Genomic DNA, 15,190 nt, shown 5'->3' on the forward strand with positions numbered 1-15,190 from the left:
TAGAGTGGTGGATACATGCTTGACAAATATTTATTTTTGTTACTCATCATCTTTTATTTGATCGGTGCAACATTATCGATCATATTCAATAGAAAAGACAGGCTTTCCTCTTATGCCTCTTTCTTGAGCGCAGCAATCTCATCCATGTTAGGGATTGTTTTCTCGTTTTCCGTTATTTTCGGCGACACTTTCAGCTTTTCCTTATCAGGTTCTTCATTCCTGAACTTCGGATTCTCCGTGGACAGGCTTGCAGCATTTTTCATTCTTGCGATATCCATTGCAGTGTTCGCGGTTTCGATCTATTCGATCGGGTACGTGCGAGAATACTTCGGGAAAAAGAATATCGGCTACCTGGGCTTCCTTTATAACATTTTTATTCTATCCATGATCCTTGTGGTCAGCGCGAATAATGCAGTCATGTTCCTGATAGTCTGGGAACTGATGTCCCTGGTATCCTATTTCCTGGTGATATACGAACATGAAAAACCGGAAACAAGGAAGGCGGGTTTTATCTACATAGTGATGACGCATATCGGGACCGGATTCATACTCCTCTCATTCCTGATCCTTGCAAGTTCAAGCGGCAATTTCAGTTTCGAATCATTCATGGGCGCTGGTTCAAGAATGACCCCGCTCCTGAAAGACCTCGTGTTCCTTTTCGCTCTCATAGGCTTTGGCGCCAAGGCGGGTATCGTGCCACTTCATATCTGGCTTCCCTATGCCCACCCTGCCGCGCCAAGCAATGTATCAGCCCTCATGTCCGGCGTGATGATCAAGACCGCGATCTATATGTTCATCCGTGTTTTCTTTGATTTCCTGGGCGCGGGCGTTATGTGGTGGGGATTCCTGGTGCTGTCCGTTGGCGCACTCTCGGCGATACTTGGTATAATGTATGCGGTCGTTGAACCCGATATAAAGCGGATGCTTGCCTATAGCAGCATAGAGAATATGGGGATCATCCTTCTTGGAATTGGCGCATCGATGATCTTTTTTGAAGAGGGAAATGCCGCCCTGGCGGCAATCGCGGCTATCGCAGCGCTGTATCACCTGTTAAACCACGCAGTATTCAAGGGACTATTATTCATGGGCGCAGGCTCGGTCATATTTTCAACCCATACAAGGAATATCGAGAAACTGGGTGGCCTGATCAAGAAGATGCCATTGATGGCATTCCTTTTCCTGATAGGAGTGCTTTCCATCTCCGCCCTGCCGCCATTTTCTGGTTTTGTGAGCGAATGGCTCACCCTTCAGTCGCTGCTTATGAGTTTCAGTTCAGGCGATTCCCTTGTAAGGATAGTACTTCCTGTCAGCGCCGCAGTCCTTGCCCTCACCGGCGCCCTTGCAGCTTTCTGTTTCCTGAAGGCTTTCGGAATAGGGTTCCTGGCGCTACCGCGAAGTGAGAACGCTGAACATGCGAAGGAGGCAAATATGCCCATGCTGCTCGGAATGGGAATTTTCGCAATATTATCCGTGCTTCTGGGTATCCTGCCTTTTTATGCCCTTCCCGTTCTTGACAGGATCACACAGACCTTTACAGGGGCGAGCGCTTCCTTTTCATCAGGCATTTTCGGCTCGATCGTCATGCCCGCAGGGCAGATATCAGTCTCAACCCCTGCGATAGCGCTCCTGATGCTTGCGGTGCTCCCGCTCCCGTTAATAATTATGTTGATGTATAATAGCAGGAAGAATGAAACCTGGGGATGCGGGCAGCCCGTTTCCACGGCAAGGAACGAGTATACAGCCACTGCCTTTTCAAAACCCATACAGATGTGGTTCAGGAACATCTACCGCCCGGTAAGGGAATTGCGGACGATCTACTCGGTCTCGCCCTTTTTCAAAGAATCCTTCAAGTTCGATTCGCAGATAGAACAGATATTTGAACGTTATCTCTATACCCCGGTGGTAGACGGAGTTCTTGCAAAATCGAGAGTTGTAAAGATGATCCAGACAGGCAGCATCCATGCCTACCTCACCTATATCTTCGGGACCCTGGTAATTCTTATGATGTTTATAATTTTAGGAGGCAACTAATGAACCCCATTGCCATTGCGATCTTCCAGATAATCGTAATAATCGTACTTGCGCCGCTCCTGAGCGGCATAATGAAAAAAGTAAAGGCCTTCTTCCAGATACGCAAAGGACCGAGCATTTTCCAGCCTTACTACGATATCGCCAAGCTTTTGAGAAAAGATTCTGTGGTATCTGAGAATGCATCCTGGATTTTCCATGCTGCGCCAGTCATTTCATTTGTCGCAATACTCACAGCAGGCATGCTTATCCCGATTTACATCTCGGATATGCCTTTTGGCTTTGCGGGGGATCTCATAGCTGTTGTCTATCTTCTCGCCCTTGCAAGATTCTTTACCGCACTCGCATCCCTTGATACCGGAAGTTCCTTTGGCGGGATGGGAGGGAGCAGGGAGATGTTCGTGGCATCCATGGTCGAGCCTGCCATGATGCTTTCGATATTCGCCATAGCCCTCAATGTGGGCTCAACGAACCTGAGCTATATTTCCCAGACAGTTTCATCCATGGGGCTCGCCGCAATCTCTCCTTACCACCTGCTTGCGTTCGTGGCGCTTTTCATAATTGCGATTGCCGAGACGGGAAGGATACCTGTAGATAACCCGGCCACGCATCTTGAACTCACGATGATCCATGAAGCCATGATACTTGAATATTCAGGAAAGCAGCTCGCTCTGGTGGAACTCAGTGCCATGATGAAACAATTGCTGGTATTTTCGCTGCTTGCAAACATCTTTTTCCCCTGGGGCATAGCATCAGGGGCAACCGTGGGAGGTATTGGCGTGGCGCTTATAGCCTTTGTAATAAAGATCGGGATTCTGGGGACAGCCATGGCAATGGTCGAGACTTCAACCGCAAAATGGAGGATGTTCAGGCTGCCGGATCTCCTCTCCGTCTCTCTCATGCTTTCATTCCTATCACTTGTTTCATTTATTATCGTAAAAGGAGGATAGAATATGTCAGAGATCGTTTTCGGGTCAAATGTTATGCAGCTGCTTATCTCACTTATACTTGTCTCGACCTTTATGATCCTGGGTTCCACGCGCCTTTATTCATGCGTGAGAGCCTTCGGGATCCAGTCATTCCTGCTTGCATGCGTGGCCGGGATAGTGGCCTATTCAACTGGAAAAAATGACATCTATATTGTTTCCGCCCTGACATTGATAATAAAAGCGCTGGTGATCCCTTATATTTTCATCTACATAATCCGCGAGATCAAAGTGAAAAGGGAAGTCCAGTTGTACGTGAATATTTCCCCTTCGCTTATAATAGGCGGCATCCTGGTGGTCATTTCATACTATCTTATACGCTCCATAAACCTTATCACAGAGCTGTCAAGTTTTGCCCTTTCTGCTTCCATGTCACTGGTATCAATCGGTCTTTTCATTATGATCAGCCGCAAGAAAGCCATAATGCAGATGCTGGGCATCCTGATAATGGAAAACGGGCTTTTTCTTGGAGCGATATCTCTGACATACGGCATGCCTCTGCTTGTCGAACTGGGGATATTCTTCGATGTACTGATAGGCGCACTGATCATGGGTATCCTGATATTCAGGATAAATAAGACATTCGAGAGCATCGATACTGATATGCTTAAAACTCTGATAGGTTGATACCATGATTGAATACCTTCTTCTCGCCCCGGTTCTCACATGCATACTGTGCTTTTTCACAAGAACGCGAAAACAGGTGGAGACCGTGAGCTTAACAGGCTCCATAGCCACGCTTATTCTTGGCCTGGTACTTGTGGCCCAGGTGTACAAGAACAATATAATAATATCGTGGACAAATGCCCTGTTCGCAGACATGTTCAGCGCCTTCATTGTCCTTATTGTTTCTATCGTGGGTTTTGTGGCTTCGCTCTACTCTGTGGGCTACATGGGACATGAACTGGAACACGGCACCATAGACTTCCGAAGACTGAGAATATACTACGGTCTTTTCCACGTATTCATGTTCACCATGCTGCTTGTGGGTGTGACGAACAACCTTGGTCTCTGGATCGCCATAGAGATGACCACCCTCGTTTCTGCGCTCCTGATGATACTTTACTCGAAAAAATCCTCCATTGAAGCGGCATGGAAATACATGATCATATGTACCGTAGGAATAACGTTCGCGCTTTTCGGAACCATACTCACCTACTTTGCTGCTGTCAAGATCCTGGGCGAGAGCGGAGATGCGCTCAACTGGACATCACTAGTCGCTGTCGCTGACCAGTTCGACCCGACGATCATGAAGCTTGCCTTTATTTTCATTCTCATAGGTTACGGCACAAAAGCAGGCCTTGCACCCATGCATACCTGGCTTCCCGATGCCCACAGTGAAGCTCCCACGCCTGTAAGCGCGCTTCTCTCAGGCGTGCTGCTTAACTGCGCCATGTACGGCATTATCAGGTTCTACACGATCGCCACGAAATCAACGGGTGCAGTTTTTACCAGCAATCTGCTGATCATATTCGGGCTCCTGTCGCTTGGCATCGCCGTGCCTTTCATACTCCTTCAGGAAGACTACAAGCGGCTCCTTGCATACTCAAGCGTGGAACATATGGGAATCATTGCGATCGGCATAGGCTTCGGAGGTGTTTTTGGAATCTTCGGGGCGATATTGCACATGTTCAACCATGCCATGACGAAATCCCTCATGTTCTTTGGCGCGGGGAATGTGCTGCTAAAACATGATACGAAAGAGATATTCAATGTGACCGGACTTGTAAAATCAATGCCATACACAGGCGCCATGTTCGTGATCGGGGGGCTTGCCATCACGGGCTCTCCGCCTTTTTCCATATTCATAAGCGAATTTACCATACTTGCGGCAGGGTTCTCACAGGGGCACATAATTGCCGCAGTACTGTTCCTGCTTTTTATAATAATGATATTCGCAGGCTTTTTCAACAACGTGAGCAAAATGGCTTTCGGGACACCAAAACCCGGAATTGAAAAAGGTGAGGTGAGCAGATGGACCCTGGGCGCAATGGCTATATTGATTGTTTTCGTTGTCGTGCTCGGGGTTTACATCCCGCCTTCATTCTACGAGATGATAATGAAAGTCGTACAGATTGTGAGATGAGAGTATGAATGAGTTAATAGATGGGATAAGAAAAGATTTCGGCAGTGATATCCTGGATGAAAAAGTTTCAGGCAACGAGACCTATTTCACAGTAAAAGAAAATGCGGCCGTGAGAATCTGCGATCATTTGTACCACCACCTTGGCGCTGCCCTTGTTTCCATCTTCGCCACGGACCGGAGAACAAAGGAAGGATGCTTCAAAATATATTATGTGTTCTCTTTGATCAACCCCTCTGGAAAGGATGACCCCAAGACGGCAGACGCATTCTTAATAATACAGATAAATATCGATGAGAAGGCGCCGCATTTCCACTCTATTACACCCAGGATTCCTGCAGCCAACTGGTATGAGCGGGAGATCCAGGATATGTTCGGTTTGACACCCGTAGGCCATCCCGACCCGAGGAGGCTCGTCAATTTTGAGGACTGGCCTCCTAAATTATATCCACTGCGGAAGGATTTTGACATAAGGACAAAACCTGAGCGCGTTACAGGAGAATATACGTACCGCAGGGTGGAAGGTGAAGGGGTATATGAGATCCCGGTGGGACCAGTGCATGCAGGAGTGATTGAACCTGGGCATTTCAGGTTCAGTGTGGCCGGAGAGCCCGTACTCAATCTCGAGATAAGGCATTTCTATACACACAAAGGCGTGGAAAAACTCTTTGAGAATATATCCCTCGACAAAGCTGTATTCCTTGCCGAGCGCATATCTGGCGATAACTCCGTTGCGCATGCTGTGGCTTTCTGTCAGGCCGTGGAAAAGATCGCTGGTGTAGATATTCCTCCCCGCGCAAAGTACATCCGGGTAATCCTAATGGAACTTGAGCGGTTGTATAATCACATCGGGGATATGGCAGGGATCGCGACCGATGTGGCGTATGCTTTCGGGGCAGCGCATGCCAACCTGCTCAAGGAAGAGATATTACAATTGAATGAAATAGTTACAGGGAGCAGGCTTCTGCGGGGTATGAATGCCATAGGCGGCGTTCGGCGCGATATCGGTGACAAAAAAGAGATAATTTCAAAAAAACTCTCATCCTTCAGGAACGATTTCAGGGATTTGATGGAGCTTCTCTTTGGCTCGCCTTCTGTTGCGGACAGGATAGAAACTACGGGACGCCTTTACAATGATATAGCAAGAGAGCTGCACGTAGTGGGCCCTGTGGCGCGTGCCTCCGGGATCGACAGGGACACGAGGCGCGACCATCCTTATGCTGCATATGCCGAATTGGATTTCAAGGTGCCTGTCCTCAAGGCAGGCGATGTCAATGCCAGGACGAGAATACGCTCTGATGAGGTGTATGAATCAATAAGCATGATCGAGACGGCGCTTTCCCGTCTCCCTGATGGTGATATTAAATCAAAGGTAAAAGAAATCCCTGACGGGTATGCCCTGGGATATGCAGAGGCGCCAAGGGGAGAAACACTCTACTGGGTAATGATCGAGAATAACCGAATAGAGAGATGCAAGGTGCGAGACCCGTCGTTTTGCAACTGGCTCGCCATAGAGTATGCGGTTCTGGACAACATCGTTCCTGACTTTCCGATAATCAATAAAAGCTTAAGTTTATCGTATTCTGGCAATGATATGTAGGTGGAAAGATGTTCGAGATCCTGAAACAGACCTTAAAAACAGGCACCGTAACTAGGAATTATCCCAAGAAACCTGACATAGCGCCTGTGGGGTTCCGCGGAAAACCGCAGCTTCTCTCTGACAAATGCACCTACTGCGGAGAATGCGCAACGGTATGCCCTCCGGGTGTTATCTGGCTTGAAGAAGAAAATGGTGGAAAAACGCTCATACTATCATATTGCGGGTGCATATTCTGCGGAAGATGCGAAGAGGTCTGCCCTTACGGGGCCATCAGGCTCACGCAGGAATATGAGCTGGCGTCAAAGACCAAAGATGATCTTCTAACAAGTATATCGAGGAAGTTATGACGGTCGAAGCTGAAATCGGGATTATGGGTCAGCACCTCAACGAGAGGATAAAAAAAATATTTGGGAGATCGCTGCATATACGCGAGGTGGATGCGGGTTCGTGCAATGCCTGTGAAGTGGAGGTGAACGCTTTATCCAATCCCATATACGACATCGAGCGCTTCGGTCTCCATATCGTGGCATCCCCCCGCCATGCAGATATGCTGCTCGTGACCGGGTCCGTGACGCGGAACATGGAACTTGCGCTCCTGAAGACCTATAATGCCACTCCTGAACCGAAGCTCGTGGCTGCCATGGGATCGTGTGCCTGCAACGGTGGTATTTTCGGCGATACTTACGCTAGCGGAGGCGGCGTGGACAGATTTATTCCCGTGGATGTGTACATTCCCGGATGCCCGCCCAGGCCACAGGCCGTGATATTCGGGCTCATGGTGGCTCTTGACAAGCTTGATCAGAAGATTAGGAAAATGGAGGTAAAGGCATGACAAAGTACGAGATACTGGTAGCCACGGACGGCTCTGAATATGGAAAGAAAGCGGAAATAGCAGCGATGAAGATAACTAGGTCATATAATATCCGCATTGCTGCCATCTATGTCGCGGTGGGCAGCAAGGATTCGGAGCGCGAGGAGCGCGTGGCAAAAGGCGAGGAAGTTCTGAACCGCGTGGTGGAGACCGGCGCTTCCATGGGCGTTGAGGTGAACAAGCTGCTGGTCGGGGTGAGCATGCAGCGGATGCCGCAGCAGGGAGCGATGGCTGACACGATAGCGCGTGCCATTCTGGATGCTGCGGAGAAGTACAAGGCGCATACCATCGTGCTTGGAGGCAAGGGAGAGAGCGAGATCAATCCCGAGCTCGGGAGCGTGGCGCTCGCCGTGGTGAAGAAGGCAAGGTGCTCGGTGCTGGTGGCGAGATAGGAAATATATTCTGTACATTATGCTTACGCTGTGCATTTATATCTATACAAGGATTTTATATTTAAAGTAAGCATCAAAGAAGTAGGTGATTTTCTGGTTGATGTAATTGATGTGTTTGAAAAATCTATTAGATTAACTGAAAAAAGATTAGAACATATTTTAAAACGACCAGAAATGTCCAGGCAACTTGAAAGAATCAAAGAAACATTAGCAAACCCGGATCTTATAAAAGAAAGCAACCAAGACAGCTCCGTATGGCTTTTTTATCGCTTTTATAACATAACGCCTGTAACGGAAAAGTATTTGCTCGTTGCGGTAAGATTACTCGATGGCAATGGATTCATAATAACAGCATTCTATACAGACAGAATTAAGAAAGGTACAACAATATGGGAAAAGTAAATATCTGGTTTGACGAGGAAGGAGATTTTCTTGAGGTGACCACAGTTCCATCTAAGAAAGGATTCTTTAAAGATGTGGGAAACGATATTTGGGAAAGAGTGGATAGCACAGGAAATGTCCTGGGATTTGCGATTTTAAATTTTAAAAAAAGGTTCGAAGAATTAAAAGAAGAACATATCGAATTACCAGTTGAGATTTCATTCGCTCAGGCTGAGGGGTGAATACGCATCAAATAAAATGACCATGTTCAAATGAAAACTGCAGATGAATCCAGAAAAACGCAGATTTATCACTCTTTAAATATTAAACCCTCGGCGCCAATAGGGTACATGCGCTACTACCTGAAACAAAAAACCATACCATTTCAGAAGATTGAAGCTCTCATCACCGCAAAGTTCGCAAAGAACGCAAAGCACAGCCGAGAACATCAGGTTTGAATATGACCTGATGTTCAAGCTTTAAGCATCCCTATACCAGTAGACTTTTCAGAGCTTCAAGGTCTTGAAGTATGTTGGCACCATTAATCCGAAGTGCATTCGCATCCTCAGTCGAAATATCTTTACCCTGCTGCGCCTTTACCTGATTCGTAAATGCCTGAATTATATTTTTTGCTGGGATTATTGATTGCTTCGCATTAGAATCATTCCCGGCTTCAAGCTCACTTATTATCTTATCTAGCTTCGCAATAGCGCTATTAAGCTTATCATTCAGACCATCCCTAACATCTTGTGGAATATTCATCTGAGCAATTGTATTTTTCAGCCATACAAGTTCAAGTTTTGTGTACTTAGCCAAAGCAAGTTTATCGTTTGCTATTAATGGAGGCATTCTGATTGGGGCTACTGATTGCATTTCCGTTCCTGAGAGGCTCATACTAGCTGTTTGGACTTGGCCTGGAAGAATCGAGCCTTTGTAAGTCTTAGATGAGATGATTTCTCCTGAAGTTGATAGTAGTTCTAAATCTGCTGTATATGTGCCAGTGGCGGTTCCGAATAGTTGAACTGTATAATCTCCCGGAAGAGCTCCTGGAATTGTCAGAACCTGCGGCTCTGTCTGCGAACCAGTATAAGATGCGCCAAGTATTTCAATTGAAGATGAGCCGGACATTGGGTCGAAGCCCACTTTGAAACCTGAATCATCTATAACTAATGGGTTTGCAGGCGAGTAAATTGTGATTTTTACAGTAGTCGGTGGGTATGCTTGGTTGAGAATAAAATCTTCTCCTATGCCATTATATATAAGCGGTTTTTGATGAAAATGTGTAGGCGATGGTAAGAGTTCATGCCCCATGAGATCAACAATAGCGACGTTTCTCTTAGCAAATTTAAATCCTTCTTCCACGCTTATTCTCCCATTATTATCTAAGTCTGGATTTCCGAACTTTTTGGAAATGCCACCTCTTAAACCTAAGTCAAATAAACCTGTGAATACTCCGCCTGTTCCTGTGAATACGTTGGATAATCCATCTTCCGTTGTATAGAATTTCAAAAGACCCCACTCTGCGCAGTCTTCATCTGTGATGCCTGTGTTTTCGGTGCAACCAGTAGTAACTATCCTTCCTGCAGGATAATTGCCGTTAGAATCTTTTGAGGCTAAGTCTGAGTATTGGCCATTATCTACTATGAAACCACCAGACCAACTGGCATCTAAAATTACCACCAGCTTTTTAGATTTGATTTGGTTTAATACCGCTGAGAATTCATTTTCATACAATCGATTGCTATGGGCTCTTAGATATTCTGGTTCTCCATTTACTGGCCCACTCCCGTGACCTCCGAAATAAAATGTGACAACATCGTTCTCTTTTGCATTATCAGCTAACCATTGCATTTCTTTTAATATGTCTTCAGGCTCAATGTTGTCTTTTGAATTTTTTACCTCATCTTTCAAAAGATGAACATTTTCTTTAGGGAATCCATAGTATTTAGTGAGCGTTGAATAGATTCTCTTGGCATTGTCAATTTGAAAATCTAAATTATTCCAATGTGTACCCGAATTTTTATCCCCCTCATCATCCGTATACTCGTTTATTCCAATAACCACAGCCCATTGAGTAAAAGCTTTAATTTGAAGTGGCGAAGCTGATACGCTATTTCCTTGAGAGTCTGTAACGGTAAGCGTAGCGTCATACACGCCTGTGGATTTATATTTATGAGTTGGATTCTGTAGCGTGCTCGCTTCTCCATCACCAAAGTTCCATGAAAATGAATATGGCGATACTCCACTGCTTGCAGAACCTGTGAAAAATACTTCTAGAGGAACGTTCCCTTCAGTAGGATTGGCTGACGCAGTAGCTTCTAATGGAATTGGCTCCACCGTCACACTCGCGCTCCCCACCACCCCTCCGCTCGCCGCCTTCACCGTTGTCGTGCCCGCCTTCAGCGCCTTGAACACCCCGCCCGCATCTGTTGTGCCCACGCTCTCATCGCTGACGCTCCAAATCACGCTCACAGGGTTGCCGTTCTGGTCTGTGGCTGTGAAGGTCTGGGTCTTGCCAGCGACCACGGTTGCGGAGGAGGGGGATACTGTGATGGATGTGATGGTTGATGGTCCGTATTTTTCATACTCTGCCTTAACTTCATCAGCACTTAAAGCGCTGTTGTAAATGCGGACTTCATCAATGACACCTTTAAATTTATTGTTTTGTAGACTGGAATCAGCGTTTCCAACATATAGATTCGATACCCTTATATTAGGAATAATTGGAATATCCATTGCAATCTCTTCTCCATTTAAATATAATCTTCTATATGTTCCATCATAAGTCGCGCTTATATAGTTCCACTCATTTGCTGTAAGTACTGGAAAAGGTGTTAATAATTGAGTTATACCAACGACAAAACCTAACCTTGGACTTGAATGATATTGATATACCGCATACTGCCCATCATTCATCCCATTAGAGTCCCAAATTTGCCCAATCAGAACGAAATATCCATCTGTATCTTGATTAGGTGGTTTAGTCCAAAAACTGATAGTAATGGGGTTACGACCTTGCGGAACTCCATTAGCTGATATTTTTTTAACGTAATCATCCACGCCATCAAACCTCAAAGCCTGCCCGCTTACTCCCTGAACGAAGGTAGCATTACCATAAATCGTCCCATCATTCCCATTTCCGCTTGAATCCTTTGCATCTCCATCGAAATGATATTCAGCTACAAGTCCATTACCTTGTTGCTGAAGCTCAATCGCATAAATATCAAAATTTCCATTGCGATTTGACTCAAATATTACCCGCTTGCCATCAGGAGAAAAGTAAGGATTAACATCATCTCCAGAACTTGTAGTTAACTGCTCTTTACCGCTTCCATCTGGATTCATCCTCCAAATATCAATATTGCCAGAATCTTTAGAGAAATATACAATTTTTGAGCCATCTGGTGACCAGACCTCGCTCTGCCAGGATTGCGTTTGCTCGGCAATATCCCCATTCGCTATTTTTGTTAAACCACTTCCATCAGCTTTTATAACATACACTCCTCGGCTACCAAAGAGCTGTGCGGGGTCAGAGGATAATGCGAAAGCAATTTTTGAGGAGTCGGGAGACCATGCTTGAAAATCCCCATATGTATTTGGAGCACTTGCAATTGTTGTTTTCCCTGATCCATCTGGATTCATTAATGCCAAACTTAATGGCGCATTATAATTTGAACCATATTCATATGATATTTTTGTTCCTCCAGGCGACCAAGAAGCATATAAGTCCATATTATGATCTGTTGCCATTGGTGTTTGTGAAGTCCCGTCTGAGTTCATTATCCAGACATGGGGCTATCCACCAAAACCATATTGATAGGTTATCTTTTTTCCATCTGGAGAGTATACCGGTTCATATTCATCTGCTGCCGTATTAGTTAATTGAGATACAACAGAGCCATCTGCAGAGACTTTCCATATATTATAGGGATTTGTTGTATAAAATGCAATCTCATTTCCATTAGGGGACCAGGCCGGCTTTTCTGCCGTTCCAAGGTTTGTTAGTTTAGTCTGTCCACTACCATTTGCATTCATTACCCAAATTTCATCAGTGCCACTTCTATCAGAAACAAAAGCTATTTTTTTCCCGTCTGGTGACCATACTCCATTATTGTCATTAGCAGGATTAGTTGTCAATTGAACTTCTGTATAAGCCGCATACACATTGCTTGCCAGCAATATAATTGACAATATAGTTATTCCGAATACTCTTCCGAGTAGGGCATGCCCTCTAGATATTTTATTTGAATCCATTTTTAACCACCTGTCCTTTATGCATGACGACCGCAACGATGAATCTCAAGCAGTCCCACTGATGGAGGGGGTGAAACTTGAAGTTATTTAATCCTTTCGAAATTGTTCATGTGAATTAATTATGATTGTTAAAAAAATTGAGTTCTACGGTATACATGATCCAAGCAAAACTTATCTAATATTGTGCATATTAGCCAGGGGACGAATAGGTATGAATGCAGATTCACTGGCCATCAATCTGCGTTCATCTGCGTTTATCCGCGGTTCGATTATTATGAAATATGACTATACTTTTGCAGGGACATCGAGTGAAAAGATTGCTGAATAAGTTTGCAAGAGGCGCAGAAAATTAATTGAATTATAAACTATGAGCTATGGATTATGCTTTTTAATCATCTTGATATCAGAATCAACAAGCGTTTTTAAAATATGCAGCTCTGCCACAACACTGAGGCTTCTCAGGATTGTCATGGTTCTGGCCACAACCATCGGGACGACTCCTCGTGAATGGATTTCCAGTAAGAATGTGCCTTGAAGCAGGCTTTCCATTCAATATAGTCGTCCCATTTTTCAGAATCTTCATGCTCTGATACTTTCAACTGTTCTTCAAGATCATCAAAAGCAAGGCCATTCAGGGTTTCGCCTCTATTCCTTCCCGAAGAAGCTCCTCATCATCGGGTGCATCTCCATCATCTGCTGGCTGGCGATGTCCTCATACAGCCTGTACATGATGCTTACAGTGAGCAACAAGCCCGTTCCGCCCGCGCCTCCCAGAGTTCCGAGAAGGCTTGCGATGAGCGTGAGCAATCCAATGAACGCACCGCCAATCACCGTCACCTTGGGGATATACCGCTGCATCACGCGTTCAAGCGTTCCGCTGCTCCTGCGATATCCCGGTATCTGCATGCCTGATTTCTGTATCTTCTCGGCCACGCTCTTTGCTCCCATGCCCGTGGTTTCGATCCAGAACAGTGCAAATACAATGCCGCCTACGATGAGGAGAGTTGCGTCCGTGAATACGTGAAGCACGATCTGCCAGCCCGGCGGCGCTGCCACACCAAGGCTGGTGAACTTTGACGAGACAAGCGAAGGTATCCAGTCATTGGGGCTGCTGATAGGGGAGAGGTAATACATCAGGCCGCTCACAGGGGTCGCCTGTTTGTATAGACCTAATATCGTAATACCACGGCTTGAAAGAATAAGCCCTATCATCTGGATATTTGCCTGGAGCGCCCTGACAAGTATCATGGGCAGAACGCTGGCATAGATGAGCTTGACTGGGAACCTGCCCCGAGCGCCTCTCACTGCGGCATGAGCTAGCGGTATTTCGATTCGCGTACTTTCCACATACACGACCATGAGGTATATGAGAACTGTACTGAAAAGGGCCAGTATTCCTCCTTTAACGAGCAAAAAGAGCATCCCGTCCCCCGTAAGGAGATAATCCAGTCCGATATTCGATGATGGGCTCGCTATATATATCCATTTCGGGATAAGCCCTATAGGGAAACCCGTCTCGTCCGCTTTCCAATTAAATATTCCTGTAACGATCTGCTGCGAAACACCTGCAATAATAAAAAGCCCTACGCCTGATCCTATACCCCATTTGGAAACAATCTCATCCATGTATAAGATCAATATGCCTCCAATGCATATCTGGATAAACAACAATAAAGTGATCCAACTGACATTTACCCCGAGCTGTGCGGCCAGCCCCGCATCCGGACGCATGTAACCTCCCAGGATCTGCGGGAGGGCCTCCAGAGCTACCATTACAAAGACAAGAAGCTTCTGCAACCCCTGGAAGATAGCCTGCTGATGCGGATCGCTAAGATCCATCTTGATGACATTCGCCCCTACAAGTAACTGCAGAATTATTGATGCTGTCACAATCGGTCCTATTCCCAGGACCATCAGCGAACCCGATGCGCCTGCAAAGAATGCACGGTAAAGCTCAAAAAGATCTATGGAGCTTTTATCAAGTCCGAACAGGGGGATGTTCGCAAGAGCGAAATAAAGGACAAGAATTCCCAGCGTCCATCCCAGTTTTTTCTTAAAATGTACATGGCCTTCGGGGCGCGAAACTGCAGGAAGGCGGTTCAGCAGTGGGGCAAAACTTTCAAAAGCCATATTTTTTACTCAGGTATATCCGCTGTCTTTTCGGACAGAACTATCGCATTTCCTTTGGCTTCTTCAATTTTCTGCTTTGCTGCGGAGGAAAACTCGCCGGCCGTGATAAAGATTGATTTTGTAACCCTTCCATTGCCAAGAACTTTCTCGATCCCAATGCCTGAAAGATTGATATGGAAAGCCTCGCCTTTCTTCTCAGCCAGGCCGTCTGCCACAAGCTGCTCGATAGCTTCATCGAGCTCGCCCACGTTCACGATGAACTTGTCATGAGATACAACTTCCGGTCTCTTGAATCCATGCTTCCCGAAGCTTAAACCCCGCTGCATTGACCTGACAAAATGATGCTTGCATGTGCCAGCATTGCCTCGTCCGCCGCGGCTTCCTCCACCTCTTCTATTCTTATGTGTGCCTGCGCCGAATGTTCTTTTTCCCCTGAATTTCTTTGTTTTCGTTTTGGGCATAATA

At 45.9% G+C, this 15,190-nt stretch carries 16 protein-coding genes; 11 read left to right on the plus strand and 5 right to left on the minus strand.

All coding sequences use genetic code 11. The features are described 5' to 3' along the window. The first annotated feature begins 15 nt into the window (after positions 1-15). From hyfB to O8C65_10215, 11 genes are read left to right on the plus strand one after another with little or no spacing between them, the layout of a single operon-like run. A complete protein-coding gene (hyfB, locus tag O8C65_10165; GenBank protein MCZ7357288.1) occupies positions 16-2,031 on the plus strand; it encodes a hydrogenase 4 subunit B in 2,016 nt (671 codons plus the stop codon). Further along, the gene (locus O8C65_10170) at positions 2,031-2,978 is read left to right on the plus strand and encodes an NADH-quinone oxidoreductase subunit H (GenBank protein MCZ7357289.1); all 948 of its coding nucleotides are present in this window, start codon (positions 2,031-2,033) and stop codon (positions 2,976-2,978) included. The genes hyfB and O8C65_10170 overlap by 1 nt, the downstream gene beginning before the upstream one ends. Positions 2,979-2,981: 3 nt before the next feature. Continuing rightward, the gene (locus tag O8C65_10175) at positions 2,982-3,641 is read left to right on the plus strand and encodes a hypothetical protein (GenBank protein MCZ7357290.1); all 660 of its coding nucleotides are present in this window, start codon (positions 2,982-2,984) and stop codon (positions 3,639-3,641) included. A gap of 4 nt (positions 3,642-3,645) precedes the next feature. Continuing rightward, the gene (locus O8C65_10180) at positions 3,646-5,100 is read left to right on the plus strand and encodes a hydrogenase 4 subunit F (GenBank protein ID MCZ7357291.1); all 1,455 of its coding nucleotides are present in this window, start codon (positions 3,646-3,648) and stop codon (positions 5,098-5,100) included. A 4-nt stretch (positions 5,101-5,104) separates the two neighbouring features. Continuing rightward, entirely contained in the window at positions 5,105-6,697 is a 1,593-nt protein-coding gene (locus O8C65_10185) for an NADH-quinone oxidoreductase subunit C (protein MCZ7357292.1), read from the plus strand. Positions 6,698-6,705: 8 nt separating this feature from the next. Continuing rightward, entirely contained in the window at positions 6,706-7,044 is a 339-nt protein-coding gene (locus O8C65_10190; protein ID MCZ7357293.1) for a 4Fe-4S binding protein, read from the plus strand. Further along, positions 7,041-7,529, plus strand: a complete 489-nt coding sequence (locus O8C65_10195; protein ID MCZ7357294.1) for an NADH-quinone oxidoreductase subunit B family protein — start codon at positions 7,041-7,043, stop codon at positions 7,527-7,529. Before O8C65_10190 ends, O8C65_10195 begins: the two co-directional genes overlap by 4 nt. Further along, positions 7,526-7,960, plus strand: coding sequence for a universal stress protein (locus O8C65_10200; protein ID MCZ7357295.1), 435 nt, complete (start codon positions 7,526-7,528; stop codon positions 7,958-7,960). The genes O8C65_10195 and O8C65_10200 overlap by 4 nt, the downstream gene beginning before the upstream one ends. 30 nt (positions 7,961-7,990) lie before the next feature. Further along, on the plus strand, positions 7,991-8,362 hold the full coding sequence (locus tag O8C65_10205) for a PBECR2 nuclease fold domain-containing protein (GenBank protein MCZ7357296.1): 372 nt from the start codon (positions 7,991-7,993) through the stop codon (positions 8,360-8,362). Then, the gene (locus tag O8C65_10210) at positions 8,350-8,583 is read left to right on the plus strand and encodes a hypothetical protein (GenBank protein ID MCZ7357297.1); all 234 of its coding nucleotides are present in this window, start codon (positions 8,350-8,352) and stop codon (positions 8,581-8,583) included. Before O8C65_10205 ends, O8C65_10210 begins: the two co-directional genes overlap by 13 nt. Before the next feature lie 30 nt (positions 8,584-8,613). Next, positions 8,614-8,799 carry a hypothetical protein gene (locus tag O8C65_10215; protein MCZ7357298.1) on the plus strand — a complete coding sequence of 62 codons (186 nt, stop codon included), beginning with the start codon at positions 8,614-8,616 and terminating at the stop codon, positions 8,797-8,799. Positions 8,800-8,830: 31 nt separating this feature from the next. Here the strand turns inward: O8C65_10215 and O8C65_10220 are convergent, their stop codons facing one another. The 5 genes from O8C65_10220 to O8C65_10240 all read right to left on the minus strand — a co-directional run bounded on the left by O8C65_10220 (position 8,831) and on the right by O8C65_10240 (position 15,186). Next, positions 8,831-12,121: a PKD domain-containing protein gene (locus tag O8C65_10220; GenBank protein MCZ7357299.1), complete on the minus strand. Its 3,291-nt coding sequence runs from the start codon at positions 12,119-12,121 to the stop codon at positions 8,831-8,833. A gap of 15 nt (positions 12,122-12,136) precedes the next feature. After that, positions 12,137-12,595, minus strand: coding sequence for a hypothetical protein (locus tag O8C65_10225; protein MCZ7357300.1), 459 nt, complete (start codon positions 12,593-12,595; stop codon positions 12,137-12,139). Positions 12,596-12,967: 372 nt separating this feature from the next. Beyond that, a complete protein-coding gene (locus O8C65_10230) occupies positions 12,968-13,144 on the minus strand; it encodes a hypothetical protein (protein ID MCZ7357301.1) in 177 nt (58 codons plus the stop codon). A 96-nt stretch (positions 13,145-13,240) separates the two neighbouring features. Then, a complete protein-coding gene (secY, locus tag O8C65_10235) occupies positions 13,241-14,725 on the minus strand; it encodes a preprotein translocase subunit SecY (protein ID MCZ7357302.1) in 1,485 nt (494 codons plus the stop codon). A gap of 5 nt (positions 14,726-14,730) precedes the next feature. Next, complete coding sequence (locus O8C65_10240; protein MCZ7357303.1) at positions 14,731-15,186, minus strand: uL15 family ribosomal protein; 456 nt, start codon at positions 15,184-15,186, stop codon at positions 14,731-14,733. Positions 15,187-15,190: the final 4 nt, after the last annotated feature.

The sequence above is a fragment of the Candidatus Methanoperedens sp. genome, assembly GCA_027460535.1.
Classification (GTDB): domain Archaea; phylum Halobacteriota; class Methanosarcinia; order Methanosarcinales; family Methanoperedenaceae; genus Methanoperedens.

Coding starts and splice junctions, on each gene's coding strand:
- O8C65_10220 (MCZ7357299.1), bottom strand. CDS start 12,121: ATGAACTCAGACGGGACTTCACAAACACCAATGGCAACAGATCATAAT.
- O8C65_10200 (MCZ7357295.1), top strand. CDS start 7,526: ATGACAAAGTACGAGATACTGGTAGCCACGGACGGCTCTGAATATGGA.
- O8C65_10190 (MCZ7357293.1), top strand. CDS start 6,706: ATGTTCGAGATCCTGAAACAGACCTTAAAAACAGGCACCGTAACTAGG.
- O8C65_10185 (MCZ7357292.1), top strand. CDS start 5,105: ATGAATGAGTTAATAGATGGGATAAGAAAAGATTTCGGCAGTGATATC.
- O8C65_10180 (MCZ7357291.1), top strand. CDS start 3,646: ATGATTGAATACCTTCTTCTCGCCCCGGTTCTCACATGCATACTGTGC.
- hyfB (MCZ7357288.1), top strand. CDS start 16: ATGCTTGACAAATATTTATTTTTGTTACTCATCATCTTTTATTTGATC.
- O8C65_10230 (MCZ7357301.1), bottom strand. CDS start 13,144: ATGGAAAGCCTGCTTCAAGGCACATTCTTACTGGAAATCCATTCACGA.
- secY (MCZ7357302.1), bottom strand. CDS start 14,725: ATGGCTTTTGAAAGTTTTGCCCCACTGCTGAACCGCCTTCCTGCAGTT.
- O8C65_10210 (MCZ7357297.1), top strand. CDS start 8,350: ATGGGAAAAGTAAATATCTGGTTTGACGAGGAAGGAGATTTTCTTGAG.
- O8C65_10170 (MCZ7357289.1), top strand. CDS start 2,031: ATGAACCCCATTGCCATTGCGATCTTCCAGATAATCGTAATAATCGTA.
- O8C65_10225 (MCZ7357300.1), bottom strand. CDS start 12,595: ATGGATTCAAATAAAATATCTAGAGGGCATGCCCTACTCGGAAGAGTA.
- O8C65_10240 (MCZ7357303.1), bottom strand. CDS start 15,186: ATGCCCAAAACGAAAACAAAGAAATTCAGGGGAAAAAGAACATTCGGC.
- O8C65_10195 (MCZ7357294.1), top strand. CDS start 7,041: ATGACGGTCGAAGCTGAAATCGGGATTATGGGTCAGCACCTCAACGAG.
- O8C65_10175 (MCZ7357290.1), top strand. CDS start 2,982: ATGTCAGAGATCGTTTTCGGGTCAAATGTTATGCAGCTGCTTATCTCA.
- O8C65_10215 (MCZ7357298.1), top strand. CDS start 8,614: ATGAAAACTGCAGATGAATCCAGAAAAACGCAGATTTATCACTCTTTA.